Genomic DNA, 24,405 nt, shown 5'->3' on the forward strand with positions numbered 1-24,405 from the left:
TCTGTTCTGAGTGTCAGGAGTTGCCATGACCCGGGCGGGGGCGCATTGGATCGCGATGACGGCGGCGACGCTGGCGCTCGGGGGCACCGCTGTGCAGGCTCAGCAGGTCGGCACGGCATCAGCGGTTAACCCTGCCGCCACCGCCAACCTGAAGACCATCACCATCGGCCAGTCGATCGCTCACAAGGAGCGCATCCAGACGAGGTCCAGCGGCTCGGTGCAGTTGCTGTTCCTTGATAAGACGTCGATGACCATCGGCCCGAACAGCGACCTCACAATCGATGAATACGTCTATGACCCGAACGCCAACACCGGCAAACTGGCGGCCACTCTCGGCAAGGGCGCGCTGCGTTTCGTAGGCGGCCAGATCAGCCACAGCGGCGACGCGGAAATCAAAACCGGAACGGCCTTGATCGGCATTCGCGGCGGCGTGATGATGACCGACGGCAAGGGCGGCATCTATGCCGGCTACGGCAGAATGACCGTCTCATCCGGCGGCCAGACCGTCACCCTGGGCGCCGGCGAATTCACCCAGACGCAAGCGGGCGGCCCCCCTTCGCCACCCGGCCTGCCGCCGCCAGGGTTCGTGCAGCAGCTGATCGCATCGTTCCAGAGCGCCGCCGGTCAAACAGGCGGGACGCGCGCCGGCTCGGCTTCGGCGAAGAATGTAGCGGCCGCCGAACACAAGGCGACCGGATCGCCTGGCGGACTGGTCGCCGGGTCGGGTGCTCCGCCCTCTCCCAACCCGCCCACCATTATTCAGCAGATCAACGCGATTACGTCAGCCTTCACGGAAGCGATCCAGACATCCAATCAGGTGACGGGCGCGCAGCAGATCGCGAACGATCATCCGCCCGGCGGCGGCGACCACCCGCCCCCGACAAACAATATCCCACCCCCGACAAACAATATCCCGCCTCCGACAAACAACAACCCGCCCGGGCCGCTGCGCGGATATGTCGGCGGATTGGTCTACACGGACTCAAGTGAGGGCGAATATTACTCGAATCACGGTGAGAACAGTGAGCATGGCGTAAGCCATGAAGTTCCGCCCAATGTCACGCCTGTTACCGGAACCGCGGAAATCACCCTCGACACCGCCAACCGGCGCGTCCAGGCGCGCCTGGACACCTACCGTTACGATCAAAATAATCCGTTCACGCAGCTCGCCGAGACGATGCACGAGTTGTTTCAGTTTGGATCCAAGGGATCGACCGGCCCCGCTGACAGCGTCTATGTGGACCACGATAATTTCTACGCGAATACCCCTGAGAACCATGAGGTCAACGGCACGAAGGTCAGCGGCATTTTGGTTTCCGGCAACGGCATCGCGGCAAACCCGATCGTTAGCGAGACAATTCCGAACCTGACACCGTGCCAGTGCGACTATACCCGCTGGGGTTTCTGGATGGCTGACGAAAGCGATACCAGCACTGGTGAGTCAGCGTCCTACAAAACAACCTTCGGCACCTGGGTCGCCGGCCGGCCCGTGGGCAGTATCGGCGACGTGCCGACGACGGGCGCCGCAACCTACACCGGCCATGTCGTCGCCAACGTGAATAATGCAGGCTTCGTCGCCGGCGGGTTTTCGAACAACGTCAATTTCGGGGCGCGCACCGGCGCGGTGAGCGTGACCAATCTCGACGGCACGAACTATTCCGGCACCGTGAACTTCAACACCGACCCGCGCAATTTCGGCGGCACGATCGCCGGTGACAACAACCGCAGTATGACTCTGCAAGGAAGCTTCTTCCAGGGCGCTCACAGCCCGGTCGGCGAGATGGGCGGACGGGTCGCGATCTCCGACCCGTATGGCTATGTCGGCAGCGGCATTTTCGCGGCTACCAAACAGTGACAGCACCCGCGTAATGCTGCTGCATCCCCGCGCTGGATACGGGTGTTTCTACTGACCGGGCGTCCAGGGCTGATAATCGCCGGTCGCCTTTGGCCGGCGGCCGCTCGCCAGCGTAGAGCCGGACGGTCGATAGGCCGCCGGTGTCCCCGTCATGTTCGGTACATGCGGCTTCTGCCATTCGCGCGGCTGGTAGTCTTCCTTGGTCGGCGGAACATCGACAACGTGATGAATCCAGCCATGCCACTCCGGCGGAATACGGGTGGCTTCCGTATAACCGTTATAGATCACCCAGCGGCGCTCGAAGCCAAGCGCCGGGTCGATCTGTCCGCCTCGCGTCCGGTAATAGCAGTTGCCCTCGCTGTCTCTGCCGACGAGTTCACCGAACCGCGCCGTCCAAAGCTGCGTGCCGAAGGTCTGGCTGTTCCACCAGGTAAAAAGCTTGAGGAAAAACTGCTTCATTGCCGGAAATCCGTCGCAAGGGTATCACGGAGCCCCCGCAAGGGGTCGCGCGATTATCATTCTGTTTCGATTTGATGACATCCCGCCGCGACCTTGTCCAGCCAACGCGGCCAAATAGCGCGTCCGGCCGCCTCCGGCAGCGCCAAACGGGGCGTGAATTATAGCGTTTTCGAGCAAAGCATGCCCTCGGGCCTGACCCGGGGATGAAATCCGGTTCGCGTGAAGAAAACGCGTCAAAACATAAAGATGGAGCCCTTCACCGCTTCCATGAAGTGGCGGAGGACTCTAGCGGGTTGCGCCTTCGGCTCGCACGCCTTAGAGCCTCTTAACGCGTTTTCTTCACGCGAACCGGTATCCACTTCGCTCGAAAACGCTATAACCCACTCTATTATCCAAGCCCGGTCCGGCGCTGATCGCGCGGGCCGAAGGCGCAGCAATGGCAGGCCGCAGACGCTCCGCTGTTGTTGACTGGTTCCTGAAAACTTTGAATGTTGCCTCTCAGGCACGAAAGAACAAAGGCTGCGAAATGTCCGAAGTCGTCAATAATATGGAAAAACATCGCTACGAGCTCGAAGTAGACGGGCTCGTTGCCGCGACCTACTACCGATTCCTGGACGGTGTCCTCGTCTTCACCCACACTCAGGTGCCGCCCGAACTCGAAGGCAAGGGCATCGGTTCGGAACTGGTGAAGGGCGCGCTGGATCAGGTGCGCGCGGATAAATTCAGGGCCAGCGCTCAATGCCCCTTCGTCAAAGCGTGGCTCGAGAAAAATCCGGATTACGCTGATCTGCTGCGCCCGAATTTGTGAGGCAACGAGAGACCAGAGTTCCGCTTCTGATTCAATCAGAAGCGGATTTCAGATACTGGCATAACGCCGTTTCTTTTCGCGAACCGGTGTCTACTTCGCTCCAAATGCTAAAGCTAACTGCGCTCTGTCTGATCACTGCTTCATGTCAGGCGGCAGCTTGCCCCCGTTGGCCGCGAGCTGCGCCATCATCTGCTTATGCAGCCAGACGTTCATCGCCGCGGAATCGTTGGTGTCGCCCGGATATTTCAGATCCTTCGCCAGCTCCTTGCGCGCGTTCAGGCTGGAGTCGACATCAAGCGCCTTCATCAGATCAACGATCGAGGTCCGCCATGCCAGCTTTTCCTTCTTGGCGGCGACAGCCTTGTCGAGAATGGCCGCGACGTCGACGCTTTTGGCGGACGAGCCCTCCGGCGAGGGCGCAGTCCCGCTGCCTGACTCTCCCGCCGGTGTTGCCGCTTCTGCGTGCGAGCCGAAGATAGCGCCCATGATCTTTCCGAATATGCTCATTGTGCCGCTCCCAATAGCTTTAGCCCTATGCCGACTACAAAGCGGAAATCCCGCATCTGTTTCCGCCGGATCGTCAAAAGAGTAACCGGCTCATCGCGGCTTGCCAATGCGAACGATGCCGGGCCCCTCCCCCAGGCCATCCTCCCCTTCGATGAAAAAAGTCACTCAACCGTGAGCAACCAAGATCACGGATCCGAATTAGAATGGTGACAGTACAGGTCGCGGCAGGACCAGGTTGCTTGCCTTCGCGTCTGGTCTTGATCGTGATCCGTTTCCGAAGGGGCGACCTCGCGCCTTCCGGCGGCCAGAGATCGACCCCGCGAAAGGGAGACAACGAACATGGCCACCTCTTATCCTGTCGACGTTACGTCGCATTCCGGAATGGCCGGCGCAGACAGACCAGTGGTCCGTCACATCGGCTTATCCGATCTGTTCGATGCATTGCGGCTGGGCTGGGAAGACTTCAAAGCGGTTCCCAGCCACGCCATCGTTCTCTGCGTTATCTATCCCATCATCGGAATTCTGCTGTGGCGAATGGTGCTCGGCTACTCGGTCTTGCCAATGCTGGTTCCGATCGCCGCCGGCTTTGCCTTGGTCGGGCCGTTCGCCGCTCTTGGACTTTATGAACTGAGCTATCGACGCGAACTCGGTATGGACGCGTCAGCCTGGCACGCATTCCGCGTGCTAAAGGCGCCGTCGTTCGGATCGATGCTCGGACTGGGCGCCGTGCTGCTGGTCATTTTCTTTATATGGGTGGCAACAGCTCGCGCGATCTATGTGTCCACCTTCGGTAACACCCCGGCGGCGATCATTCCCGACTTCCTCACGCAGGTTTTCACCACGACCGAAGGCTTGCAGATGCTCATGATGGGCGTCGGCGTCGGATTCCTGTTCGCAGCCGTGGCCTTGTGCATCAGCATTGTGTCGTTCCCGCTGATGCTTCATCAACACGCTGACATGACCGACGCCATGCTGACGTCGTTGCGCGTGGTGGCGAAGAATCCAATAGCGGCGGCGGAATGGGGTCTGATCGTTTCTGTCCTGCTGACGCTCGGATCGATCCCGTTCTTCCTTGGCCTCACGGTTGTCATGCCACTGCTCGGTCATGCGACGTGGCATCTCTATCGCAAGGCGATCGAGAGTCCTTTAACGTCGTCAGCGCACGAGCCTCGGGAAACGGAGAAGGAAAAACGCTACGCAGCCGATTTCCCCTCCGTCTTGTTCCCGCCTTACGGGCGCAAGCACCGGTTCTTCGATAGTTCGGATTGATCGGAAGACACCGTTCTCGCAAAGGCCGCCTCGATGCCGATCGAGGTGGCCGTTGCGCGTCGACAGCCCTCAGGCGATATCCCCTGGGCAGACCATAGCCCGAATGCGGACACGAATACCGTCGATAGTGAAAGCGCCGGACCGGCGTTAACGCGTTCCTTTTGGCTGAGAAACGCGCTACCCCTTCGTCCATGACACAGTTTGAATCCTCCCGCGCCACCATCCATATCGTCGGCGCCGGCCTCGCCGGCTCGGAAGCGGCCTGGCAGGTCGCGGATCAAGGCGTTCGGGTCGTGCTGCACGAGATGCGGCCGCACCGGATGACCGCGGCGCACCGGACCGATGGCCTGGCGGAACTGGTCTGTTCAAATTCGTTCCGATCCGACGATGCTTCCAACAATGCGGTCGGACTCCTCCATGCAGAGATGCGCCGGCTGGGATCGCTGGTCATGCGCTGCGCCGATGCCAATCAGGTTCCGGCAGGCGGCGCGCTCGCGGTGGATCGCGACGGCTTTTCCGCCGCGGTCACCGAAGCTCTCGACAACCATCCGCTGATCGAGATCGACCGTGCCGAGATCGACGGCCTGCCGCCGGCGGACTGGAGCAACGTCATCGTCGCCACCGGGCCGCTGACCTCGGCACCTCTCGCGGCTGCGATCCGCGCACTGACCGACGAGTCCGCCCTCGCCTTTTTCGACGCGATCGCACCCATCGTCCATCGCGACTCCATCGATATGTCGAAAGCCTGGTTCCAGTCCCGTTATGACAAGGCTGGTCCGGGCGGCAGCGGCGCCGATTACATCAATTGTCCGCTGACCGAAGTGCAGTATCACGCCTTTGTGGACGCGCTGCTTGAGGGCGAGAAGGTCGACTTCAAGGACTGGGAGGCCGACACCCCCTACTTCGACGGCTGCCTGCCGGTCGAGGTCATGGCCGAACGCGGCCGGGAAACGTTGCGCTATGGTCCGATGAAGCCGGTCGGCCTCACCAATCCGCACTATCCCACGGTGAAGCCCTATGCCGTGATCCAGCTACGCCAGGACAACAAGCTGGGCACACTTTACAATATCGTCGGCTTTCAGACCAAACTGAAGCATGGCGCGCAGACGCGGATCTTCCGCACGATTCCCGGCCTTGAAGGCGCGGAGTTTGCCCGCCTCGGCGGCCTGCATCGCAACACATTCCTGAACTCGCCAAAGCTTCTTGACGTCCGGTTGCGGCTGCGCGCCGAGCCACGGCTGCGCTTCGCGGGACAGATGACCGGATGCGAAGGTTACGTGGAATCCGCCGCTATCGGGCTACTCGCCGGACTCTACGCGGCAGCCGATGCACGATCATGCACGCTTGAAGCCCCGCCGCAGACGACGGCGCTCGGCGCGCTGCTCGGCCACATCACGGGCGGCCACATCGAGACCATTGACGCTGGCCCCCGCTCGTTCCAGCCGATGAACATCAATTTCGGATTATTTCCCCCACTCGCCGATCCGCCAACCAGGAAGCCTGACGGCACGCGCCTGCGCGGCAACGAAAAGACGATCGCAAAGAAACAGGCGATCTGCGCGCGCGCGCTGTCGGATCTCGATCGCTGGATCGCGGATGCGCTTCGTCCGGCAGCCGCGGCATAGGTTCAACACGCTATCTCCAGGATTATCATGCCCCTTCCGAAGCAGGACGCAGCATTCCTGTCCACGAACTGGACCGAAGGAGTCCTGCTGAAACGCGACGTGTTTTCGACGGTGGAGCGCGGGCGTTTTCGGACAACCTCCGGCGAGGCCGACGCGGTGCTGCGACGGCTGGATCAGGTGCCCTGGTGGTCGCATCTAGTCGCGCGGCATTTGTTCGAGCGTGAGCGCAAGGCGCTGACGCTCGCCCGCGATCTCGGCGTCGGTCCACGGCTGTTGTGGAGCGGACGTAGCGCGTTGCTGCGAGACTTCATCGATGGCGTGGCGCTGCATCTCGCGAGACCCCACGGCGACCTGTCCTACTTCCGCTCGGCCAAGGCAGCGCTGCGCAAGCTGCATCGCGCCGGCATCTGCCACAATGATCTTGCCAAGGAGCAGAACTGGCTGCGCGGCAGCGACGGCAACGCCTACCTGACGGACTTCCAGCTTGCTGCATGTTTCAAACGGCGATCGCGCCTGTTTCGCATCGCGGCTTACGAAGACCTGCGGCATCTTCTCAAGCACAAGCGCACCTATGCGCCGGACGCCCTGACGCCGCGTGAGCGCAGAGTGCTCGAGCGCAAGTCGGTCATCGCGCGTATATGGCTGATGACCGGAAAAAAGGTCTACCAGGCCATCACGCGCGGCCTGTTCAGTTTCACCGACCGCGAAGGCGGCGGCCGACGTCTCGTCAACGACGCTCCCGTGCTGGTCGCGCGCATCAGGGAAAATCCCGCGGTGCGCGACGCCGCCATTGTCGCCTTCGCTGACCGCCGCAGCGGCGTCGGGCTTTACGCCTTTGTCGAGGCGGACCTGCCCGGACTCGAAGCGCGATTGCGCTCCGCGCTTGCCGCGGCAGGCGAGCCGAAACCTCCCGAGCACATCCAGGTCGTTGCGCGCCTTCCACGCGGCGCAGCCGGCAAGGTGCGCACCGAAATCCTGCAACTCATCGCCATGAATCAGATCGACCTGATCGAGCCGTTGATCACGAGTCCCGCGGATCGCGAGTTCTTGCGCGGTATCCTGGAGAGCCGAAAAAACCTGCGCGACCGTTTCAATTTCGAATCGACCGATCGGGCCCTGCCGACCTGAATATGTTCAACCGCGAAATGCCTTCGAGCGTGACGCCCGCCACATGATCCACAGGATGCGCAGCCGCGACACCGGCCTTGGCATAAAGGGATTGATGTCAGCGCCGCCGACATCGTCCAGTGCGCGTCGCACAAGCGCGAGCGGAAGATAGACACCGCGAGACTCTGGCGGCAGATCGGACAGCAGGCCCAACGCCGCCTTCAGATGCGGTCGCGCCTCATTCGCCAGTCCGCCAATGGCCGCGCGAACCGGGGGCGTATCCCGGCCCGTGAACATCTGTTCCAGATCGGCGCCGTGCTGCTCCAGCAACGTGAGCGGCACATAAGACTGCCGCCGCGAAGCGTCGAAACCGAAGTTCGCGATCACCCGCGCCATACCGCTGGCGAGACCGGCGTGTCGGGCGAGATGATCCGTCTGCTCCGGCCGCTGTCCGATGATACGCGATGAGAGCGAGAACAGCGCGCACGACGTATCAGCCAGATACTGTTCCAATGCCGCCATGTCCGGCATCGGATCGTTGTAGAGATCGAACTGATGCGCCTCGATCAGTCGCCGCAACAACTCGACCGGGAGATCGTGATCCCGGATCGCGAGCAGGAGTTCCGCCGCGACCGGATTGCCTTCAACGCCGCCATGCCCCGCGCCCGCGAGCATATCCATCCACCATTGCAGGCGGACTTCTCCCGCCAACGGCTGGGTGATCTGCTCTCTGACCCTGACGATCTCGACATTGAAAGCATAAAGCGCGAGCAGCGCGCGGCGGCAACGGAGCGGCGCGAACAACGTCGTGGCATAGCTGCCGAAGTCGTGAGTGCGCACTAGTTCCGCACAGAACGCCGCGGACGTGTTCTTTGTTGTATCGTTCATAACACCGCAATCACGCGCGCCAAGGAGCACATCGATATGACGGTCGCCATAATACAGCAACCGACGCCATCAGGCGCTGCCTCGACCTCGCGGTTGTCATGGTACGGCAATCAGTGCCATCAGGCGCTGTCGAAACGATGAGGCTATCATGCCACGGCTATCAGCGCCGCCGCCACCCTGCGCCGCTCGCCCAGCATGATGTTGTAAGTGCGGATCGCCGGACCCGTGAGCATGGTGTCCACGCCGATGCTCACGCGACGCAGAGCCGTGCGCAGTTCGGGAGGAACAAGCCACACATCTGTTCCGGTACCGATCAACAACGTGTCGATGGCAGCCGAGCCCTCGAACACGCGCGCCAGCGCATGACGGTCGATGTCATCCGCTCGCGCTACGGGCCACGCCCATACACCGTCCGGCAGGCAAAGCAGCGAGCCGCGATGCGACATTGTATCGAAGCGAAAGCCGCCGTTGCCATAGGCCTCGATCGCGGCGGGCCGCGGAAGATGCGGCACCTCCGGTGGGACAGCGCTCACGGCTTCGCTGGTTTCGCGGACTTGGCCAGCTTCTCGGACTTGTCAGGCTTTTCGGGCTTCGCCAGCTTTTCGGGTTTGGCCGGCTTTTCCTCGACATCGGCGCGGCTCTCGCCCACGCCGAGATAAATCAGGATCGGAGCCGCGATGAAGATCGAGGTGTAGGTGCCGACCAGCACCACGCCGAACGTCATCACCGCGGTGAAGCTGTGGATCGCAGGTCCACCGAACAGCAGCAAAGCGAGCAGCGCCAGCGTCACCGTGACGTGCGTGATGATCGAGCGCGAAAGCGTCGAGTTGATCGATGCGTTGAGCAGTTCGGGCATCGGCATTTTCTTGTAACGCCGGAGGATCTCGCGGATCCGGTCGTAGATGACGACCGTGTCGTTCAGCGAGTAGCCGAGAATTGTCAAAAGCGCCGCAATGCTGGTGAGGTCGAAGTCGACCTGCGAGATCGACATGAAGCCGATCGTCAGCACGATATCGTGCACGTTGGCGATCATCGCGCCGAGCGCGAACTGCCACTCGAACCGGAACCAGAGATAGACCAGAATGCCGATGATCGCCAGGATCAGACCGATCATGCCGTAAGCAAGCAATTCGCCGGACACGCGAGGTCCGACGACCTCGACCCGGCGATAGTTGACGGTTTCGCCCAACGCGCCGCGCACCTTCTGCACGGCTTCCTGCTGCGCGGCGTCTCCGCCCGGCTGCTCGGCGACGCGGATCAGCACTTCGGTCGGGCCGCCGAACTGCTGAAGCTGGACCTCGCCCAGATCGAGCTTGCTCAGCGTTGCGCGCATGCCCGCGATGTCAACCTCGCCAGACTTCGCTTGCACCTCGAGCAGCGTGCCGCCCTTGAAATCGATGCCGAAATTCAGGCCATGCGTGAAGAACAACGTGATCGCGACGATCGAAAGCACGGCGGAAATCGGAAAGCTGATGCGACGGAAGCGCGTGAAATCGAACTTCGTGTCGTCCGGAACGATCCGCAGCGACGGCAGCAGGCCGAAGCAGCTGACGATGGTCAGTACAACGATGAGGGCACCGAGCCCGATCAAAATCCATTGAGTCACAGCCGGCTCCGCGTCATCAGATCGGCACGGTTTGCGGCCGCTTCCAGCGCACCCACGTCGCGACGATCAGCCGGGTCACCTCGAAGGCGGTGAACACCGTTGTAATGATGCCGATGCCGAACGTCACCGCAAAGCCGCGAACAGGACCGGTGCCGATATAGAACAGCACGGCGGCGGCTATGAAGGTCGTGATGTTGGAATCCAGAATCGTCGCCAGCGCTCGTTTGAAACCGGCGTCGATGGCCGAAATCGCGGTGCGACCGGCGCGCAGTTCCTCGCGGATGCGCTCGTAGATCAGCACGTTCGAGTCCACGGCAATGCCCACCGTCAGAACGATGCCGGCTATACCGGGCAGCGTTAGCGTCGCGTTCAACAACGACAGCACTCCGAAAATCATGGCGACGTTGATGGCGACCGCGATATTCGCGATCACTCCGAAAAACCGGTACGTCAGCAGCATGAACAGGATCACCATGATCGAGCCGACATAGGCGGCAAGCTCGCCCTGTTCGATCGAATCCTGTCCGAGGCCAGGTCCGACGGTGCGCTCCTCGATGATCGTCAGCGGCGCGGGCAGCGCGCCGGCGCGCAGCAGAATCGCGAGGTCATTGGCCTCCTGCACCGTGAAATTACCGGAGATCTGACCCGAACCGCCGGTAATCGGCTCGCGGATGACGGGCGCCGAGATCACCTCATTGTCAAGGATGATGGCGAACGGCTGTCCGACGTTTTCGGTCGTCGCCTGCGCGAATTTTCTCGCGCCATTGCTGTTGAAGCGGAACGTCACGATCGGCTCGCTGGTTCGCGAATCGAATCCCGGCTGGGCGTCGGTCAAATCGCCGCCGGAGACGAGCACCTGCTTCTTGACGACGTAAGGCGTCTTGGGCGCCTGCGAACTCATCAGCACTTCGGAATCGGCAGGCACCCGGCCCTGCGTGGCCTGATCAGCCGGAATGCTGGAATCGACCATGCGGAAGTCCATCTTGGCGGTCTTGCCGAGGATTTCCTTCAGCCGTGTCGGGTCCTGCAATCCCGGCACCTGCACCAGAATGCGGTCGGCGCCCTGACGCTGGATCAACGGCTCGACGGTGCCGAGTTCGTTGACGCGCTTTTCGATGATCTGAATCGACTGTTCGACCGACTGGCGGATGCGATCGGTGACGGCGGCCTGCGGCACGGTCATGCGGATCACGCCGTCCGCGCTGGTGACTTCGAGGCTGCGCTGGCCGCTGGAGCCGAGCAGACCTCCCAGCGGCTGCGACAGCTCACGCAGTTTGCCCAGCGCGGTCTGGAATTCCTCTTCCTTGCTGATGCGGACCTCGACGGCGCCGTTCTTGACCGCAAGGCCGGTATAAGCGATCCGGGCGTCGCGCAGCGTCTTGCGCGCATCATCGCGAACCTGATCGAGCTTCTCCTTCTTGACGTAGTTGGAATCGACCTCAAGCAGCAGATACGAGCCGCCCTGGAGATCAAGTCCGAGCACGAGGTGACGCTGCGCCCATTTCGGCCATGTCTTGACCTGCGCCTCCGGAAAGAAATTCGGTACGGCGCACAGGCAGATCGCGAGAGCGGTCACGATGATCGCCAGCGCCTTCCACCGCGTAAAGTACAGCATCGAGATAACTCGTCAGATTCGAGGAATGATCACCCGAGAATCACCTAGCTCGCCGCGGTGTCGTCCCTGGAGCCATTTCCTTTAGCGCCATCGCCCTTGGCGGCTCCTTTTGCCAGTTCGCCTTTGGTCGATTCACCTTTGGCCGGCTCGCCCTTCGCGCGAACGATCGAAATCATCTGTCGCATCTGCCGCACCCGGACGCCATCAGCGATTTCGAACTCGATCTGCTCGTCATCCACCACCTTGGTGACTTTTCCGACCAGGCCGCTCGATGTGATGGCGGTGTCACCACGACGAATGTTCTTCACCAGTTCGGCGTGCTCTTTCGCCTTCTTCTGCTGGGGCCGGATGATCAGGAAGTACATGATGATGAAGATCAACGCGAACGGCAGCAGCGACATCAACAGGCTGTTGGCGTCGCCGGAGCCGGCGGCCTGAGCAAAGGCAGGGGTAATGAACATTCGGGCCATTCCTTGGGATCAGACCGGCATGAGCACAGAGTCGGGCCGATCAAGAGCAAATTCGCGCGGACTATAACGGCCACGGTCCCAATTGCAACGCCGCCAGACCCTTGATCGAGCCACATTATTCCGCAGCTTGCAGGAGCCAGGTCGCCCCGCTAAGGGTGCGCGCTCGGGAAAGACAAAGATGGCCAGAAAGTCGCGGAAAACCAGCCTTCGAAAGACCCCTCTCAAAACATCGGGGGCCCGCTCCAGTTCTCGGGCCGGCGTGACAAAACGTCCGAAAGCGGCCGCGAGGCGAGATGCCGCGGACCGGATCGCCCGCGCTCTAGAAACGATCGCCGCCGCCATGACCGCCGCCTCAGAGCAGATCGACAATCACGCCGTCATGACCCACGCCGACGCCTTCGTCTGGCATCCTGACGGGCGATTGACGCCGGTTCCGCAGGTCAGCCGCGTCGATCTCGGCCTGCTCAGGGGCATCGACCGGATGCGCGATATCCTGATGGAGAACACCCTCCGCTTTGCCAGGGGTCTGCCCGCGAACAACGCCCTGCTCTGGGGTGCGCGCGGCATGGGCAAGTCGTCGCTGGTGAAGGCGGCACATGCCAGCGTCAACGTCGAGGCCGGCGGACGGCTCAAGCTGATCGAAATTCACCGCGAGGACATCGAGAGCCTGCCCGGCCTGATGGAACTGCTTCGCTCATCCGGGTTTCGTTTCATCGTTTTCTGCGACGACCTCTCCTTCGACGGCAATGACGCCTCATACAAATCGCTGAAGGCCGCTCTCGAAGGCGGCATCGAGGGACGGCCCGACAACGTCATCCTGTACGCGACGTCAAACCGCCGTCATCTGCTGGCCCGCGACATGATCGAGAACGAGCGATCGACGGCGATCAATCCCGGCGAGGCCGTCGAGGAAAAGGTTTCGCTGTCCGACCGCTTCGGCCTCTGGCTCGGCTTTCACCGCTGTAGCCAGGATGAGTATCTCGCAATGGTGCGCGGCTATTGCTCCCACTTCGGCATCAGGCTCGACGATGCCGAACTGGAGCGGGAGGCGCTGGAATGGTCGGCCACGCGCGGCTCGCGTTCCGGTAGGGTTGCCTGGCAGTTCACGCAGGAGCTTGCAGGGCGGCTCGGTGTGCGGCTCGCGGCGAAATAGCCTTCAAGCTTGTTATGCGGATATAGCGCGGCACGAGTTGATACGCTGCTGATCCGGAGTCGTCTCACGCGCCGAGGTTGTTAAGGTTCCGGATCAGCGGAGCATCGCAAGCGCGACGCACCGCCTCCGGGGCATCCAGCCTCAGGCCCCGTTCAGGAAATTCAACGGGTCGACCGGCGTCGATCCTTTCCGGATCTCGAAGTGAAGCTGCGGCGAGCCCGCCTCGCCCGACTGACCCGACTTGGCGATGACCTGACCGCGCCTGATGGAATCTCCACGCTTCACCATCAGCTCACGTGCATGGGCATAGGCGGTCACGTAACCGTTGGAGTGCCGAACAAGAACAAGGTTGCCGTAACCCTTGAGTTCGCTACCGGCATAGGCAACGACACCGTCCTCGGCGGCCTTGACCGGCGTGCCCTCGGGCACGGCGACGTTGATGCCGTCATTGGATTTCCCATTCGTCCGGGCGCCATAGGCTGTGATCACGCGGCCACGCACCGGCCAGCGGAAAGTCGGCAAGGCGCCGGTCGCCTCCGCGGCTTTCACCGAAGGTTTGACCACGGCCGCTTCAGGCGTCGCGGTCGCAACCGCGAGGTTGACCTTCTGAACCGGACCTTCGGGCGCAGCAGCGGCGTGAACCACGGGCGCAGGCGCGGGCTTGGGTGCAGCAGCAGGAGGCGCGGCCGGAGCGGCAATAGGTTGCGCGGACACAGTGGCGACCTTCGTCGGCACCGTGATTTTCGTGCCGATCTTCAGTTTCGCGCCGGGCGGCAGTCCGTTTGCGCGAGCAAGCTCCCCGACAGAAATGTGGTTGCGGCGGGCGATGTTCATCAGGGTGTCGCCGCGATTGACGTAGTGGGTACCGGACGCAGCCGTAGCGACGACCGCCGGCTTCGCGACCGGAGCCGTCTGGGTCTCCGCCACCGCTGCGCGCTTCGGAATGATCAACCGCTGGCCGGGCTGCAACTGGCGGGGACCCCGGTAGCCATTGGCCTTCAAAATCTCCGCGGTGGACACGCCGTATCGGCGCGACAACCCTTCAAGCGTATCGCTGGTCCCAACAATGATCGGCGTGCCGCCGTTATGATTCCAGCCGTCTCGCGCAGCGACCGCGGGGGCGGGCTCGATCGGCCGCGCGGGAGGCGTATACGAACCGGGACCGCGCCCGTTCCCCGACACATTCGATGCCACCGGATAGGACTTCGGCGTCGAGATCGGCGGCAGCGGCTGGGATTGATAGTCGGACTGAGGTCGATACGGAGGCCGCGAATATTGCTGCAACTCGCGGCGCTCCACCGGAGCCGCGGGCGCCGCGGCCACCGTGCCGGTGGTCTCCCGCTGCCAGCCGAAGCGATTTGATTGCTGTGGACCTGATTGCTGCGGACCACTGTCCAACTGCGCGAGGCGCGTCGACATATCCGCGCTGCATCCGGCAAAACCGATCGACACCAGCGCCAGCACCGCTACCTGCGGTGCGCGGCGCGAGCAAAGCAACTCGACGACACGGGACATGGTTACTCACTCGTACGCAACACGACTAAATTTGAATAAACACCGTCCCAGTAAACAAAGCCTTTCACCGTGACACGTCGCGGCCTCGAAAGTTAACATCGCCGGACAAACTGATTACGGCCGCAACCGCACCTTCGACCCGCAGGGTCAGAGCTCGCGGGCGATACCCGGCAGCGCCGGCACGAAGCGGACATCGATCAGTTCCTTGCGGATTATTCCGGCGGGGGCGCGACGCAGGAGGATCAGGGTCTGCCGTCCGCTCTGCGGTCCGACAGGCGCGATCAAAAGCCCGTCGGGCTCAAGCCTGGCCGTCAGCGCCTCCGGTATCTGCTCCATTGCCGCGGTCACCATGATGCGGTCGAACCGCCCTGCTTCGCCAGGAATGTCGAAGCCGTCACCCAGCAGAACTTCGACGTTATCGTAGCCGAGATGCTTCAAGCGGGCGCGCGCGCGATCGGCGAGCACGCGATACCGCTCGACCGTCACGACCTCGCGGCAGAGGCGCGACAGGATCGCGGTCTGGTAACCCGAGCCGGTGCCGATCTCCAGGACCCGATGATCGTCACCTAATTCCAGCCGCTCGGTCATGTAGGCCACGACGAACGGCTGGCTGATGGTCTGGCCGCAGGCGATGCCGAGCGCGGTGTCGCACCATGCGTCCTCGCGATCGCCCTGTTCGACGAAAGCATCGCGCGGGACGTTATCCATCGCGCGGAGCACACGCTGATCGCTGATGCCGCGGCGCCGCAGGTTAAGCTGAAACATCATCTTTTCAGGCGGCGGATGACCGGCGGGGGGCATGACGGGCGAACTCTCGAGCGCCGGCGCTTGGCCGAGCGGTTATCATTAACGCAATCTGCGCAGATCACCCACCGGGTCAATCCGGCGCGGCAAGTATTTGTTCCGGCGAGGAACCGGCGCGAACGCTTCTGCCGGTCCGGGAATCTCCCGATTTGCAGCCCGGCGCACCGGTGCGACAATCTTGCCCGAGGCGACGACACGGATTGCGTTCGGTCGCATAATTTGCGACCCTTCGTTGGTGACAAGGCGGGATTTCCAACATGGAATCAGCGAAGCCACCCAGCGGCTCCGTATTCCTCGTTGAAGACGAGGTTATGATCCGCATGATGGTTGCGGATATGCTGGAGGAACTCGGCTATAGCATCGCCGCCGAGGCTGGCGACATCGAGCAGGCTCTCCAGCTCGCGCGCACAACGAATTTCGACATCGCGATTCTCGATGTCAACGTCAACGGAAAGCTGATTTCCCCCGTGGCGGAGGTCATCGAAGGCCGCAACCGGCCTTTCATCTTCGCAACAGGCTATGGCACGCAAGGGCTTCCGCCCGAGTATCGCAACCGTCCGTCCGTGCAGAAACCCTTCCAGATGGATGGCCTTGACGCCGTGATCCGAAGCACGCTCAAGGGCAGCGCCGTGGCCTGAGGCCGAGCATTTCCGCTTCTGATGGAATCAGAAGGGAGATTGATCCAGCGTGGATTCCGGGCGTCCTACTTGAACTTCGCGGTCAGGATCGCGGCGAACGCTTCGTCGGTGCGGTCCAGCCGCAGCGGCGTCACTGAAACACACTGCCCCGCGATCGCCGCGAGATCGGAGCCCGACGCGGGGGTATCCGCGTCGTCGGCCTTCTCGAACCCGATCCAGAAGTACGGGTTGCCGCGGCCGTCGCGACGCTCATCGATCTTGAGGAAGCCGAGATTGCGCTTGCCCATCCGCGTCACCAGCACTCCCGCCACATCCTCCGGCGCGCAGGCCGGGAAATTGACGTTGATAACCGTGTTTTTCGGAATGCCGATCTCGATCACCTTGCGGAGAATTTGCGGCCCGAATGTCCGCGCCGTTTCCCACACCGGCCTGTCACCGGTTTCCATGCTGAACTCCTGCGACAGCGCGAAAGACGGCAGCCCGAGCATCGTGCCTTCGAGCGCCCCCGCGACGGTGCCGGAATACACCACATCCTCGGCGAGGTTGCGGCCGCGATTGACACCGGAAAGCACGAGATCAGGCGCTTTGTCGGCGAGGATGTAGCGTGATCCCATGATCACGCAATCGGTCGGCGTGCCCTTCACCGCGAAATGGCGCGGCCCGAGTTCGCGCAGCCGCAGCGGATCGTTGAGCGTCAGCGAATGCGAGACCCCGGACTGATCGTGCTCGGGTGCGACCACCCAGACGTCGTCGGACAGGTCTTTTGCGATTTGCTCGATGATTTCGAGGCCCGGCGCGTAAATGCCGTCATCGTTGGTACAGAGAATCCGCATTCCTAAGAGCGCCTCTTTCGGCCGCCGACAGCGTTTTCGAACGAAGTGGATACCGGTTCGCGTGAAGAAAACGCGTCAAATCAAAATCATAGAGCCCCGCTTCTATTCTACCAGAAGCGGAAAGGCTCCAGCCGTTCGGGGACACCTCATATCCGGCCCGGCCGAGGCTGGCAAACCTGACGTTCCGCCTGCGCCGGCGGATTTTACGCCGTCATCACCGGGCCCACCCCGGTGATCCACGTCTTTCCGCTGAACCGCAAGCAAGGCGTGGATGGCCGGAACACGTCCGGCCATGACGCTGAAGCTGGGTCTGAGGGCAGCGGCTACATGCCTTTCGCGATCACCTTCAGGCCGCCCATGTAGGGCTGCAAGACATCGGGCACGGCGATCGAGCCATCGGCCTGCTGGTAAGTCTCCATCACCGCGATCAGCGCGCGGCCCACGGCAGTGCCGGAGCCGTTGAGCGTATGGACGAAGCGTGGCTTGCCGTCGCTTGCGCGATAGCGCGCATCCATGCGCCGGGCCTGGAAATCACCGCACACCGAGCAGGATGAAATCTCGCGGTAGGCGCCGCCCTCGCCCTGACCTGAAATTTGTCCTGGCATCCACACCTCGATGTCGTAGGTCTTCTGCGAGGCGAAGCCCATGTCGCCTGTGCACAGCGTCATCACGCGGTAATGCAGGTCGAGCCGGCGCAGCACTTCTTCCGCGCATGACAACATCCGCTCGTGCTCGTCCTTCGATGTCTCCGGCGCGGTGATCGACACCAGTTCGACCTTGGTGAACTGATGCTGACGGATCATGCCGCGCGTATCGCGCCCCGCCGCACCCGCTTCGGCGCGGAAACACGGCGTCAGCGCGGTGAAGCGCAGCGGCAGGTCTTTTTCGTCGAGGATGGATTCGCGTACGAGGTTTGTGAGCGAGACTTCGGCGGTGGGGATGAGCCAAAGTTTTTGTTCACTCGGAGCACCTAAAAGCTCTTCAAAAAAATACTTTCGTAGTTCAGCTTGCACTTGCTCACGCTGACCAAATAACGATCTGACAATATTAGTGAAGAACCTTCTACGATAAAGAGCGTCGGCCTTCACTTTAGCAATTTCTATCCGCTCGGTTTCAGAAATTCGCCGAGTGGCTTGAAACTGATCCTCCTCGAACTTCGGCAATTGCGCGGTGCCGAACATCGCGTCGTCTCGCACCAAGAGCGGCGGGTTGACCTCGGTGTAGCCGTGCTCGCCGGTGTGGACATCGAGGAAGAATTGTCCGATCGCGCGTTCGAGCCGCGCCAGCCCGCGCTTCAGCACCACGAAGCGCGAGCCGGACAATTTCGCCGCCGCCTCGAAATCCATGTCGCCAAGCGCGCCGCCGAGATCGTCATGCGGCTTCGGCGTGAACGCATAGTCGCGCTTTCTGCCAAACACATGACGCCGCACGTTGCCATGCTCGTCGACGCCATCAGGCACCTCGTCGAGCGGCAAGTTCGGAATTTGCGCAAGCTCTTTTCGCAGTTCTTCGTCGGCTGTCTTCGCAGCCGCTTCCATCTGCGGCATGGTGGTCTTGAGTTCGGCGACCTCAGCCATCAGCTTCGCGGCGCGCGCATCGTCCTTCGCCTTCTTGGCGTCCCCAATTTCTTTTGATGCCGCGTTGCGACGCGCCTGCGCCTGCTCCGACGCCAGAATCGCCGCGCGCCGCTTTTCGTCGATCGCGAGCAGCGATGACGACGGCGGCTCAAGTCCTCGCCGCTTCAGCGCGGCGTCGAAGGCTTGCGGGTTGTCGCGGATCGCTTTGATGTCGTGCATGGGAGCCAGTCCAAAAGATAAAGAAGCGGCCAGACTCAGGGTGACGTCATGTCCGCGAGAACGGGCATTCAGTAGCCCGAACGGCAGCGATTGGAAACAGTCACGCCCTATTCCGCGGGATTTCCCGCAGGCGGTGAAGTGGCGGCGGAGGCGGAGGGCCTCACGGCCTTTTTCTCTACAACGGCCACGGCGAGGATCGAGCCCTCGTACAGCAGGAGCAGCGGCAGCGCCAACGACATCTGGCTCAGCACATCCGGCGGCGTCAGCACCGCCGCGATGACAAACGCGCCGACGATGAAATAGCGGCGCTTCTCGCGCAGACCTTTCGCCGTGACGACGCCGATCCGCCCGAGCAGCGTGAGAATCACAGGCAACTGGAAGGCGATGCCGAAGGCGAAGATCAGCGACATCGTCAGCGACAGGAATTCGCCGACCTTGGGCAGCAACTGGATCTCCGCGGTTCCGGGACCAGCCATCTGCTGCATCCCGAGCGAGAACCGCACCAGCATCGGCAGCACCGCGAAATACACCACCGTCGCGCCGAGCACGAAGAACGCCGGGGTCGCGATCAGGTACGGCAGGAAAGCATTGCGCTCGTGCTTGTAGAGTCCGGGCGCCACGAATTTATAGATCTGCGTCGCCACGATCGGAAACGAGATGAAGGCCGCGCCGAACAGCGCGAGCTTGAGCTGGGTGATGAAATATTCGAGCAACGCGGTGTAGATGAATTTCGAGTTCTCCGGCCCCGCGACCCAGACGAACGGCCATATCAGGACGTTGTAAATCTGCCTGGCGAAGAAGAAGCAGGCAACAAACGCCACGCCGAATCCGATCAGCGCCTTGATCAACCGGGAGCGCAGCTCGATCAGGTGATCCATCAGGGGGGCTTTGCTGGCCTCGATGTCTTCGTGGCTCATGACGCTTTGGCGTCCCTGGCCGTCTCGTCCCTGCCCTCATGCGAGGCTTCCGGCGCAACCTCGGGCGGCTCAACGGCAGTTGCATCCTGATGAGCCTGCGGCGTGATCGCCAGCGGCCCGGTGGTGCTCGTCCCGGCGTCGGACTGCGTAAACGTCTCGGGAATCGCCGGCGCGGCCGATCCGCTCGCGGAAGCGGCATCGGGGGATGCGGATGGCTTGTCGGCCCCGGTCGCAGGCTTGTCGAGATCCTCGAGCCTGGGCGGCTCGCCGAGCGAGTCGGTGAGCCTGGTCATCAGGTCGCCACGGGTCAGACCGCTGGTGGCGTCGCGCACTTCGTCGAAGGATTTTTTCAGGTCGGCCATTTCGGCCTCGCGCATGGCCTCGTTGAACTGTCCCTGAAATTCAGCCGCCATCCGCCGCGCCTTGCCCATCCACTGGCCGACCGTACGCAGCACGCCGGGCAGCTCCTTGGGGCCGATCGCGATCAGCGCGACGACCCCGATGACGAGCAGTTCACTCCACCCGATGTCGAACATGAAACTTTCCGCTCACGCGAGGGCTTTGCGTCGGTTTTCGCGCCGCAGCCCATGTCCCGCCTTGTCACGTCCCCGCCCTGAGCCCGCAGGGATCATCGCGTTTCGACAGCCCTGCCGCATCGTGGAAGTCGAACCCTGATGATCGCCGCAGACGTGACGTCCTCGCGCCGAGTCGCGTCAGATGACCTTGCTGCCGGTGTCAGACCGCGCCGCGCCGGACCCGTCCGCATTGTGATGGATCGTCTTCACGGGTTCGGGCTTTTCCGCGCTGTTCTCATCGTCCCTCATGCCCTTCTTGAAGGCCTTGATGCCCTGCGCCACGTCACCCATCAGATCTGAAATCTTGCCACGACCGAACAGCAGCAGGATCACCGCGACCACCACGATCCAGTGCCAGATGCTCAGTGAACCCATCTGCAACCTCCAAGCCGGCGACCGGCGTACGGCCAAACCTGTACGGAAAGTAGGCCCGGGGATTGGCAAAAACAAGGATTCAGGTTCTCGCGAGCCGCAATAACGGCCCCGGGGACAGCCCTTGCGGCTTCAGACCGAAACCGCGGTCGCGCGCTCCGTCAGAATACTCAGAATACGAAGGCGGGCGGCCGTTCGAGGCCCGGCAGGATCGGAGCCGACGCGTCGAAAAGAGGACGGCTCCCAAAATCGGAACGTGAACGGGTGACGATGACCGCCCGCGGCGCGCCGCCTATGGCAAATACGCCGACCAGGCGTCCCTCGGGCGCAAGCTGCCCGTAAAGCGTATCGGGAACAATCTCGGTCGCGCCCTCCAGAATGATGACGTCGTAGGGGGCGCGGGCGGGCGCTCCGTTGCTCGCCGTGGCCGGAACGATGGTCACGTGGCGGAGGCCGAGGCTCGCGAGATTGTCCGAGGCTTTCGCCGCCAGCGCCGGATCGCTCTCGGTCGCCGTCACGCGATCCGCTAGTTTCGCCATCAACGCGGCGGTATAGCCGGTCGCACAACCCACCACGAGCACGTTGTCTGTGGTCTTGATCTCGGCCGCCTGAATCATTTTGGCGACCACCACGGGCTTGATCAGGTGTCGCTTCGGCGCGCCCTTTTCGCCGACGTCGAGATCGAGATCGAGATAAGCCAGCGCACGGCGATCCTCGGGGACGAAAATCTCACGCGGAAGCACCGTCATCGCGTCGATAATTCGAGGATCGGTGACGTCGCTGGGCCGCACCTGACCGTCAACCATTTTCCCGCGAGCGGTCGAAAAGTCAGACATCGACGATCCCTCAACCCATGACAAAGTTCCCGGAGGACTAGGACACCCCCATGATCGATGCAAGCCTTTGCTGAGCGGGCCTTGTCAGCCGTCGCATTTTGTCGCAGCGTTTTCCGTTGGTTGCGCAACGTGCATGACGCGTGACGGGTAATCGATCGATTTATCTGCCCTCGTCCGGGGACGCCGGGTCGGCATTTCTGCTTTGCAAGCGTCGGAGGCTTTGTTATACGCTGCCTCATTGCGAAGCACGCTTCGCACGTTCCCTGGTAGCTCAGCGGTAGAGCATTCGACTGTTAATCGAATGGTCGCTGGTTCGAATCCAGCCCGGGGAGCCATTTTCATGAAACCCGAATTCAGAAAAAGCCGGCAAACATCGCCTCCACTATCAGGTGGGGTGCGTCCATCCTCGGGTCAGGCTTGAGGACATGCTTCGCTTGAAACGCTAGATTTTCCGGCTGTCATAGGCCCAATGCAAGAGCGCCTGCCGTTGGCGCGGCCGGCACATGGGATCTCCCGGCTCGCAATGCTTCCTGACCTGTGACACATGACGCCGCATCGCTTTCCAGCGGCCGATCTGGCGCGCGTCCTCGTCCGGCATGCGCCGTCCCATATAGTAGCGGCAATACCACTGGAACCAACCACGCGGGTCGTCGGGATGAATCCAGCCCTTGCGTCGCCAGACCGAAAGCGGCTGGCTGGCATCGACGCCGAAATAGTTGAGCGAACAGTCGCGGCCAGTGGATGAAAGCCTGGCCCGCGCGAACCAGTTCGCCGGAAACTCGTCCCGGCAGTCGGTCAGATACTTGCCGCAGAACACGCCGAGTTCGAGCATCTGCTTCGGAGTAAGGTCGGGCTGGAAGGCCGGATCGAAGCTGCGGCCGGCCGGCGCCGTCAATCGATAGCGATAGTCGCTTTGCATCCTGTCGTTGACGGTAATGACACGGCCCATTGGGTCAGTTTAGAGCGTTTTCGAGCGAAGTGGACACCGGTTCGCGTGAAGAAAACGCGACAGAACAAAATCATACAGCCCGCTTCTGATTCAATCAGAAGCGGAAAGGCTCTAGCGCAGGAATCGAACCAGACGACGCCTGACGCGCGTCATCAACGAAAATCTCGCATCTTTTCGAGCGGCCGACCCTATAGCCTTCGTTTCTGACGGAACCAAAGATGAAATTCCATGATCCTGATTTGACGCGTTTTCTTCACGCGAACCAGTGTCCACGCCGCTCGAAAACGCTATAGCTTTCGTCACGCAATTCAAGGCGAACAGGATCGCAGCAGGCGGGATTCAACCTTGCTCCTGAACACCGAACAGAGGAGATTTTGATGGCGGAAGATAACTTTGAAGTCGAAACTGAAGGTTCTGCAATCGCAGCGTTTACGCTGGCTCAATTCGCGTTCTGGGGTCTCATCGAGAGCGGGGTTATCTCAACCGAGAAGGCGGCGGACATGCTGGAACAAGGAGTAACAGCGCTTTCCAAGGGAGATTCAGCCAATCGGAAGGCGGCGCAGATGTTGCAAACCATCCTCGACATGGTGCAGCGTAATCAAAGGTCGAGCGTTAACTAGAGCGTGGACCGATCAAGTTGCATCGGACCAACCGGTATCCATCCTTGGGTCATGCCCGAGGACGCGCTTCGCTCGAAAACGTCATGAACCGCTGGTGGGTGTCATGTCATCAAACATAGAACCGCTGGCGCGAGCGATGGCAGAACGAATCTGCCGGTCTCAACTCATGAATGAATCGGAAATTCCGGGCTGGGTGGACCGCCACTGGGAGGTCGCAGCCGCAATGCTGGAGTCCGGCGCCATGGACGAAATGGGCGAATGGCAGCCCGGACAGGACTGGCGACGTGGCCTGGAAGCGTACCGCGAACGACTAGCCGCGAAGCACACCGTCCGATAAAAATCCAGCTTTGACCCCTCTCGACCCCCGCCCGGGAAAAGGGCATGATCAGGATCTGGACGCCTTTTTTCTCCGTCCCCATCCGAAGGTCTCCGATGGACGTATTTCCCGATCAACTGAGCATCGTCACGGTGAACGCTTCACGCCCTTTGATCCGGCCTGACGGTCGCTACGCGATAGAACTGGCAACGACGGAACTTGGCTCGATCGCGTTCGAGGTCGATGAGCAAGCGCTTTACGCCTTGCGTCAGGCTATAGGTGAAATCGAGACGGAAATGAAACGGAGACCCGGAAGGGCCTGATCCGACCAGCCGAGCTGTTACCTCCCCGTGGAGGAGACGCTTTTTAGATTTCCGTCTTCACCCGGAAGCCCCATCAGGCATTCGCGATCTTTTCACCGTGCAGCGTCAGTTCCTGCTGCCATGCGCTGCCGGTATGGGTCTCCTTGCCTGTCTTCTGAACAGCCGCGATCAGCGCGTTGAGGCCCAGCAATGTTGCTATGATGAGAATGACCATCAAGACAGCTTTGATCTTCTTTTCGTTATCCATTTCGTTTCGTTCCTCTCATGACAACCGGAAAGGTGCGCCGATGGAAAACGGCGCGACCGTGCGTCTGATGATGTGCGGGTGAATAGGCTGATCAGGGTCACTCTCGAACAGATGAGGTCGCCGCAGCAGGTGTTCCAGACACTATGCTGTTTTCCGGCGCTTCGCGACGGGATTTTATCGCCTCACGCAAAATCGCCTCGGCCCGGGTTCCGCTTTTCCGCCATCCTTTAGACGCGTCACGACCATTCGACTTTGCTGCGCGCTTTTAACGAGCGCGCAACGTTTATACGGAAAGCTCCCTA

Annotated in this window: 27 protein-coding genes and 1 tRNA gene; 11 read left to right on the forward strand and 17 right to left on the reverse strand. The window is 61.7% G+C overall.

What is annotated here, in order from left to right; genetic code table 11:
- The first annotated feature begins 25 nt into the window (after window positions 1–25).
- The gene (locus NWI01_RS05680) at window positions 26–1,855 is read left to right on the forward strand and encodes a FecR domain-containing protein (RefSeq protein ID WP_141382956.1); all 1,830 of its coding nucleotides are present in this window, start codon (window positions 26–28) and stop codon (window positions 1,853–1,855) included.
- Window positions 1,856–1,903: 48 nt separating this feature from the next.
- Here NWI01_RS05680 and NWI01_RS05685 read toward each other — a convergent pair whose 3' ends face one another.
- Window positions 1,904–2,314 (reverse strand): NADH:ubiquinone oxidoreductase subunit NDUFA12, encoded by a 411-nt coding sequence (locus NWI01_RS05685; RefSeq protein WP_141382957.1) that lies wholly within the window; start codon window positions 2,312–2,314, stop codon window positions 1,904–1,906.
- A 436-nt stretch (window positions 2,315–2,750) separates the two neighbouring features.
- Here NWI01_RS05685 and NWI01_RS05690 point away from each other — a divergent pair, with 436 nt between their 5' ends.
- Window positions 2,751–3,122: a GNAT family N-acetyltransferase gene (locus NWI01_RS05690; RefSeq protein WP_375782169.1), complete on the forward strand. Its 372-nt coding sequence runs from the start codon at window positions 2,751–2,753 to the stop codon at window positions 3,120–3,122.
- 132 nt (window positions 3,123–3,254) lie between these two features.
- Here the strand turns inward: NWI01_RS05690 and NWI01_RS05695 are convergent, their stop codons facing one another.
- On the reverse strand, window positions 3,255–3,629 hold the full coding sequence (locus NWI01_RS05695) for a DUF3597 domain-containing protein (RefSeq protein WP_141382958.1): 375 nt from the start codon (window positions 3,627–3,629) through the stop codon (window positions 3,255–3,257).
- A gap of 339 nt (window positions 3,630–3,968) precedes the next feature.
- Here NWI01_RS05695 and NWI01_RS05700 point away from each other — a divergent pair, with 339 nt between their 5' ends.
- From NWI01_RS05700 to NWI01_RS05710, 3 genes are all read left to right on the forward strand, one after another.
- Complete coding sequence (locus NWI01_RS05700; RefSeq protein ID WP_141382959.1) at window positions 3,969–4,898, forward strand: DUF2189 domain-containing protein; 930 nt, start codon at window positions 3,969–3,971, stop codon at window positions 4,896–4,898.
- Window positions 4,899–5,089: 191 nt separating this feature from the next.
- A complete protein-coding gene (gene trmFO / locus NWI01_RS05705) occupies window positions 5,090–6,523 on the forward strand; it encodes a methylenetetrahydrofolate--tRNA-(uracil(54)-C(5))-methyltransferase (FADH(2)-oxidizing) TrmFO (protein ID WP_141382960.1) in 1,434 nt (477 codons plus the stop codon).
- 27 nt (window positions 6,524–6,550) lie between these two features.
- Entirely contained in the window at window positions 6,551–7,651 is a 1,101-nt protein-coding gene (locus NWI01_RS05710; protein ID WP_141382961.1) for a serine/threonine protein kinase, read from the forward strand.
- Window positions 7,652–7,657: 6 nt separating this feature from the next.
- On the opposite strand, the gene NWI01_RS05715 is transcribed toward NWI01_RS05710, so the two are convergent.
- The 5 genes from NWI01_RS05715 to yajC all read right to left on the reverse strand — a co-directional run bounded on the left by NWI01_RS05715 (window position 7,658) and on the right by yajC (window position 12,200).
- The gene (locus NWI01_RS05715) at window positions 7,658–8,518 is read right to left on the reverse strand and encodes a phytoene/squalene synthase family protein (RefSeq protein ID WP_141382962.1); all 861 of its coding nucleotides are present in this window, start codon (window positions 8,516–8,518) and stop codon (window positions 7,658–7,660) included.
- 146 nt (window positions 8,519–8,664) lie between these two features.
- The gene (locus tag NWI01_RS05720; RefSeq protein WP_141382963.1) at window positions 8,665–9,051 is read right to left on the reverse strand and encodes an Mth938-like domain-containing protein; all 387 of its coding nucleotides are present in this window, start codon (window positions 9,049–9,051) and stop codon (window positions 8,665–8,667) included.
- On the reverse strand, window positions 9,048–10,124 hold the full coding sequence (secF, locus tag NWI01_RS05725; protein WP_141382964.1) for a protein translocase subunit SecF: 1,077 nt from the start codon (window positions 10,122–10,124) through the stop codon (window positions 9,048–9,050). The genes NWI01_RS05720 and secF overlap by 4 nt, the downstream gene beginning before the upstream one ends.
- A gap of 16 nt (window positions 10,125–10,140) precedes the next feature.
- Window positions 10,141–11,739 (reverse strand): protein translocase subunit SecD, encoded by a 1,599-nt coding sequence (gene secD, locus NWI01_RS05730; protein WP_141382965.1) that lies wholly within the window; start codon window positions 11,737–11,739, stop codon window positions 10,141–10,143.
- A 44-nt stretch (window positions 11,740–11,783) separates the two neighbouring features.
- Window positions 11,784–12,200 carry a preprotein translocase subunit YajC gene (yajC, locus tag NWI01_RS05735; protein ID WP_141382966.1) on the reverse strand — a complete coding sequence of 139 codons (417 nt, stop codon included), beginning with the start codon at window positions 12,198–12,200 and terminating at the stop codon, window positions 11,784–11,786.
- A 187-nt stretch (window positions 12,201–12,387) separates the two neighbouring features.
- Between yajC and NWI01_RS05740 the strand changes: the two genes are divergently transcribed.
- Window positions 12,388–13,362, forward strand: a complete 975-nt coding sequence (locus NWI01_RS05740) for an ATP-binding protein (RefSeq protein ID WP_141382967.1) — start codon at window positions 12,388–12,390, stop codon at window positions 13,360–13,362.
- Between the two features lie 141 nt (window positions 13,363–13,503).
- On the opposite strand, the gene NWI01_RS05745 is transcribed toward NWI01_RS05740, so the two are convergent.
- Window positions 13,504–14,877: a peptidoglycan DD-metalloendopeptidase family protein gene (locus NWI01_RS05745; RefSeq protein WP_141382968.1), complete on the reverse strand. Its 1,374-nt coding sequence runs from the start codon at window positions 14,875–14,877 to the stop codon at window positions 13,504–13,506.
- A 147-nt stretch (window positions 14,878–15,024) separates the two neighbouring features.
- Window positions 15,025–15,678, reverse strand: coding sequence for a protein-L-isoaspartate(D-aspartate) O-methyltransferase (locus NWI01_RS05750; RefSeq protein ID WP_141382969.1), 654 nt, complete (start codon window positions 15,676–15,678; stop codon window positions 15,025–15,027).
- 260 nt (window positions 15,679–15,938) lie between these two features.
- Here NWI01_RS05750 and NWI01_RS05755 point away from each other — a divergent pair, with 260 nt between their 5' ends.
- Complete coding sequence (locus NWI01_RS05755; RefSeq protein ID WP_141382970.1) at window positions 15,939–16,319, forward strand: response regulator; 381 nt, start codon at window positions 15,939–15,941, stop codon at window positions 16,317–16,319.
- A 65-nt stretch (window positions 16,320–16,384) separates the two neighbouring features.
- Here the strand turns inward: NWI01_RS05755 and surE are convergent, their stop codons facing one another.
- The 6 genes from surE to NWI01_RS05790 all read right to left on the reverse strand — a co-directional run bounded on the left by surE (window position 16,385) and on the right by NWI01_RS05790 (window position 21,648).
- Window positions 16,385–17,152 (reverse strand): 5'/3'-nucleotidase SurE, encoded by a 768-nt coding sequence (gene surE, locus NWI01_RS05760; protein ID WP_141382971.1) that lies wholly within the window; start codon window positions 17,150–17,152, stop codon window positions 16,385–16,387.
- 323 nt (window positions 17,153–17,475) lie between these two features.
- Window positions 17,476–18,948, reverse strand: coding sequence for a serine--tRNA ligase (serS, locus tag NWI01_RS05770; protein WP_141382973.1), 1,473 nt, complete (start codon window positions 18,946–18,948; stop codon window positions 17,476–17,478).
- Window positions 18,949–19,055: 107 nt separating this feature from the next.
- A complete protein-coding gene (gene tatC / locus NWI01_RS05775) occupies window positions 19,056–19,865 on the reverse strand; it encodes a twin-arginine translocase subunit TatC (RefSeq protein ID WP_141382974.1) in 810 nt (269 codons plus the stop codon).
- Window positions 19,862–20,401: a Sec-independent protein translocase protein TatB gene (tatB, locus tag NWI01_RS05780; protein WP_141382975.1), complete on the reverse strand. Its 540-nt coding sequence runs from the start codon at window positions 20,399–20,401 to the stop codon at window positions 19,862–19,864. Before tatB ends, tatC begins: the two co-directional genes overlap by 4 nt.
- Window positions 20,402–20,578: 177 nt before the next feature.
- Window positions 20,579–20,815, reverse strand: a complete 237-nt coding sequence (locus tag NWI01_RS05785; RefSeq protein WP_141382976.1) for a twin-arginine translocase TatA/TatE family subunit — start codon at window positions 20,813–20,815, stop codon at window positions 20,579–20,581.
- A 167-nt stretch (window positions 20,816–20,982) separates the two neighbouring features.
- Window positions 20,983–21,648 (reverse strand): protein-L-isoaspartate O-methyltransferase family protein, encoded by a 666-nt coding sequence (locus NWI01_RS05790; protein WP_141382977.1) that lies wholly within the window; start codon window positions 21,646–21,648, stop codon window positions 20,983–20,985.
- Between the two features lie 260 nt (window positions 21,649–21,908).
- Here NWI01_RS05790 and NWI01_RS05795 point away from each other — a divergent pair.
- Window positions 21,909–21,983 (forward strand) — tRNA-Asn (locus NWI01_RS05795).
- A gap of 107 nt (window positions 21,984–22,090) precedes the next feature.
- On the opposite strand, the gene NWI01_RS05800 is transcribed toward NWI01_RS05795, so the two are convergent.
- Window positions 22,091–22,597 (reverse strand): hypothetical protein, encoded by a 507-nt coding sequence (locus tag NWI01_RS05800; protein WP_181410381.1) that lies wholly within the window; start codon window positions 22,595–22,597, stop codon window positions 22,091–22,093.
- 377 nt (window positions 22,598–22,974) lie between these two features.
- Here NWI01_RS05800 and NWI01_RS05805 point away from each other — a divergent pair, with 377 nt between their 5' ends.
- The 3 genes from NWI01_RS05805 (at window position 22,975) to NWI01_RS05815 (ending at window position 23,856) form a co-directional block, all read left to right on the forward strand.
- Window positions 22,975–23,217, forward strand: a complete 243-nt coding sequence (locus NWI01_RS05805) for a hypothetical protein (protein WP_141382978.1) — start codon at window positions 22,975–22,977, stop codon at window positions 23,215–23,217.
- A 166-nt stretch (window positions 23,218–23,383) separates the two neighbouring features.
- On the forward strand, window positions 23,384–23,554 hold the full coding sequence (locus NWI01_RS05810) for a hypothetical protein (RefSeq protein ID WP_244613657.1): 171 nt from the start codon (window positions 23,384–23,386) through the stop codon (window positions 23,552–23,554).
- Between the two features lie 95 nt (window positions 23,555–23,649).
- Window positions 23,650–23,856 carry a hypothetical protein gene (locus NWI01_RS05815; RefSeq protein WP_041344964.1) on the forward strand — a complete coding sequence of 69 codons (207 nt, stop codon included), beginning with the start codon at window positions 23,650–23,652 and terminating at the stop codon, window positions 23,854–23,856.
- Window positions 23,857–23,929: 73 nt separating this feature from the next.
- Here the strand turns inward: NWI01_RS05815 and NWI01_RS18805 are convergent, their stop codons facing one another.
- A complete protein-coding gene (locus NWI01_RS18805; RefSeq protein WP_181410382.1) occupies window positions 23,930–24,103 on the reverse strand; it encodes a hypothetical protein in 174 nt (57 codons plus the stop codon).
- Window positions 24,104–24,405: the final 302 nt, after the last annotated feature.

This window comes from Nitrobacter winogradskyi, assembly GCF_006539545.1.
GTDB lineage: Bacteria > Pseudomonadota > Alphaproteobacteria > Rhizobiales > Xanthobacteraceae > Nitrobacter > Nitrobacter winogradskyi_A.

Coding starts and splice junctions, on each gene's coding strand:
- NWI01_RS05750 (WP_141382969.1), bottom strand. CDS start 15,678: ATGCCCCCCGCCGGTCATCCGCCGCCTGAAAAGATGATGTTTCAGCTT.
- trmFO (WP_141382960.1), top strand. CDS start 5,090: ATGACACAGTTTGAATCCTCCCGCGCCACCATCCATATCGTCGGCGCC.
- NWI01_RS05715 (WP_141382962.1), bottom strand. CDS start 8,518: ATGAACGATACAACAAAGAACACGTCCGCGGCGTTCTGTGCGGAACTA.
- NWI01_RS05680 (WP_141382956.1), top strand. CDS start 26: ATGACCCGGGCGGGGGCGCATTGGATCGCGATGACGGCGGCGACGCTG.
- tatB (WP_141382975.1), bottom strand. CDS start 20,401: ATGTTCGACATCGGGTGGAGTGAACTGCTCGTCATCGGGGTCGTCGCG.
- NWI01_RS05700 (WP_141382959.1), top strand. CDS start 3,969: ATGGCCACCTCTTATCCTGTCGACGTTACGTCGCATTCCGGAATGGCC.
- serS (WP_141382973.1), bottom strand. CDS start 18,948: ATGCACGACATCAAAGCGATCCGCGACAACCCGCAAGCCTTCGACGCC.
- NWI01_RS05685 (WP_141382957.1), bottom strand. CDS start 2,314: ATGAAGCAGTTTTTCCTCAAGCTTTTTACCTGGTGGAACAGCCAGACC.
- yajC (WP_141382966.1), bottom strand. CDS start 12,200: ATGTTCATTACCCCTGCCTTTGCTCAGGCCGCCGGCTCCGGCGACGCC.
- NWI01_RS05745 (WP_141382968.1), bottom strand. CDS start 14,877: ATGTCCCGTGTCGTCGAGTTGCTTTGCTCGCGCCGCGCACCGCAGGTA.
- NWI01_RS05785 (WP_141382976.1), bottom strand. CDS start 20,815: ATGGGTTCACTGAGCATCTGGCACTGGATCGTGGTGGTCGCGGTGATC.
- tatC (WP_141382974.1), bottom strand. CDS start 19,865: ATGAGCCACGAAGACATCGAGGCCAGCAAAGCCCCCCTGATGGATCAC.
- NWI01_RS05805 (WP_141382978.1), top strand. CDS start 22,975: ATGGCGGAAGATAACTTTGAAGTCGAAACTGAAGGTTCTGCAATCGCA.
- NWI01_RS05690 (WP_375782169.1), top strand. CDS start 2,751: ATGGCAGGCCGCAGACGCTCCGCTGTTGTTGACTGGTTCCTGAAAACT.
- NWI01_RS05695 (WP_141382958.1), bottom strand. CDS start 3,629: ATGAGCATATTCGGAAAGATCATGGGCGCTATCTTCGGCTCGCACGCA.
- NWI01_RS18805 (WP_181410382.1), bottom strand. CDS start 24,103: ATGGATAACGAAAAGAAGATCAAAGCTGTCTTGATGGTCATTCTCATC.
- NWI01_RS05800 (WP_181410381.1), bottom strand. CDS start 22,597: ATGGGCCGTGTCATTACCGTCAACGACAGGATGCAAAGCGACTATCGC.
- surE (WP_141382971.1), bottom strand. CDS start 17,152: ATGCGGATTCTCTGTACCAACGATGACGGCATTTACGCGCCGGGCCTC.
- NWI01_RS05790 (WP_141382977.1), bottom strand. CDS start 21,648: ATGTCTGACTTTTCGACCGCTCGCGGGAAAATGGTTGACGGTCAGGTG.
- NWI01_RS05810 (WP_244613657.1), top strand. CDS start 23,384: ATGAATGAATCGGAAATTCCGGGCTGGGTGGACCGCCACTGGGAGGTC.
- NWI01_RS05755 (WP_141382970.1), top strand. CDS start 15,939: ATGGAATCAGCGAAGCCACCCAGCGGCTCCGTATTCCTCGTTGAAGAC.
- NWI01_RS05710 (WP_141382961.1), top strand. CDS start 6,551: ATGCCCCTTCCGAAGCAGGACGCAGCATTCCTGTCCACGAACTGGACC.
- secD (WP_141382965.1), bottom strand. CDS start 11,739: ATGCTGTACTTTACGCGGTGGAAGGCGCTGGCGATCATCGTGACCGCT.
- NWI01_RS05815 (WP_041344964.1), top strand. CDS start 23,650: ATGGACGTATTTCCCGATCAACTGAGCATCGTCACGGTGAACGCTTCA.
- NWI01_RS05740 (WP_141382967.1), top strand. CDS start 12,388: ATGGCCAGAAAGTCGCGGAAAACCAGCCTTCGAAAGACCCCTCTCAAA.